Raw genomic sequence first — 1,343 nt, 5'->3', positions numbered from 1 at the left:
GTCTTGCCGCCCGAGGCGCCCACCCCCGACCCGTCCTCCTCCGGCTGCGGCCAGCTCGACCACGACCCCTCCGCCTCCGCCGCCGGCGAGGACGGGTCCGGGGTGTGGCTGCGGTAGACGCCCCACGCCGTCGACAGGGCGTCCACCAGGGCGATGCCGCGCCCCTCCGTGGCCCCCGGCACCTGGGTGCGCAGCGCCGGCACCCGCGTGTCGCCGTCGGAGATGCCCACCACGATGCCCTCCTCGTCGTGCGTGAGGGTCAGCACCACCGGACCGCGGCCGTGCTCCAGGGCGTTGGAGACCAGCTCGCTGGTCAGCAGCTCCGCGATCCAGCGCCTCGCCTCCGGCAGGTGCTCGCTGGGGCACTGCTCGCACACCCAGTGGCGCGCCATGGCCGCGGCAGAGAGCTGCTCGTCCAGCGTGAGGCGTTCCACCGCCCACCTCCACCTGCGTCGACACCGGCGCGTCGTCGTCACCGTGTTCGACAGGTTCGCGCAGCCCGCGGGCGGCGGCAAGCGGAGCGTGTCGGTTTCCGGGACGGTTCCGGTAGCGCGCCGGGCGGTCGGCGCCGCGGCCGGCGCTGCGGGCGGGCGGTGCTCCGGCCGCGCTGCGGGCCGTGCGCCTCAGGCGCCGGCGTCCGCCCCGTCCGCGGCCGGGACCCCCTCGACCACCCGCGCCGCGGCCAGGGCGGCCGACGCGGCGGCGTCCTCGCCCCCCAGCAGGGCGCGCCCGGCGGGGGCCAGCGCCCCGGCGCCCAGCACGCCCAGCCAGCCGGCGTCGCGCAGCGTCCAGCGCACCAGCTCCTCGCGCAGCCGCCCGGCGCGGCGCGGGGCGTCCCAGCGCAGCCGGGCCGCGAGGTCCTCGGCGTCCACGGCGCCGCCCTCGCCCGCCGCGGCCAGCTGCGCCAGCACCGAGCGGCGCACCGGCAGCGCGGCCCCGCGGTCCAGGTCCGGGCCCAGGGCGTTGCGGGGGGCGTCCTTGGCGTCGCGGCTGCCCACCAGCGCCGGCACGCGGGTCGAGCCCAGCCACGGGCGGGCCAGGGCCGGCCAGCGTGCCGCCGGGCCCTCCTCGCGCCAGGCGTCGAAGGCCGGGGTGGGCAGCCAGCGCGGCTCCACCTCCGCGTCGTCGGCGACCAGGCCGGCCAGGTGCGCGACCTCCACGACCAGGGCGGCGGTGGCGTCGTCGACCTCCAGCGCGGCCGCGGTGCGGCGCAGCTCGCGCACGCCCACCCCGCCGGCGCGCAGCACCGGCGGGGGCGCCGAGCCCCACAGCAGCCCCAGCTCCTCCACCAGCCGGCACGCCTCGGCCGCCGCCTCCGCGGAGGCGGCGGCCGAGGCGTGCCG

1 protein-coding gene and 1 pseudogene are annotated in these 1,343 nt (G+C 80.6%); both read right to left on the bottom strand.

Features of this window, described 5'->3' with window-relative positions; translation table 11 throughout:
* On the bottom strand, positions 1 to 434 hold a 434-nt coding region (locus GTR00_RS20945), incomplete at its 3' end, for an ATP-binding protein (RefSeq protein WP_166613449.1).
* A 189-nt stretch (positions 435 to 623) separates the two neighbouring features.
* A pseudogene (locus GTR00_RS20940) lies at positions 624 to 1,343 on the bottom strand (hypothetical protein); the annotation flags it as partial.

The sequence above is a fragment of the Kineococcus indalonis genome (assembly GCF_009906395.1).
Taxonomy (GTDB): Bacteria; Actinomycetota; Actinomycetes; order Actinomycetales; family Kineococcaceae; genus Kineococcus; species Kineococcus indalonis.
The sequence above is the reverse complement of the archived record's forward strand: the minus strand, read 5'-3'. Positions and strand labels throughout refer to the sequence as shown.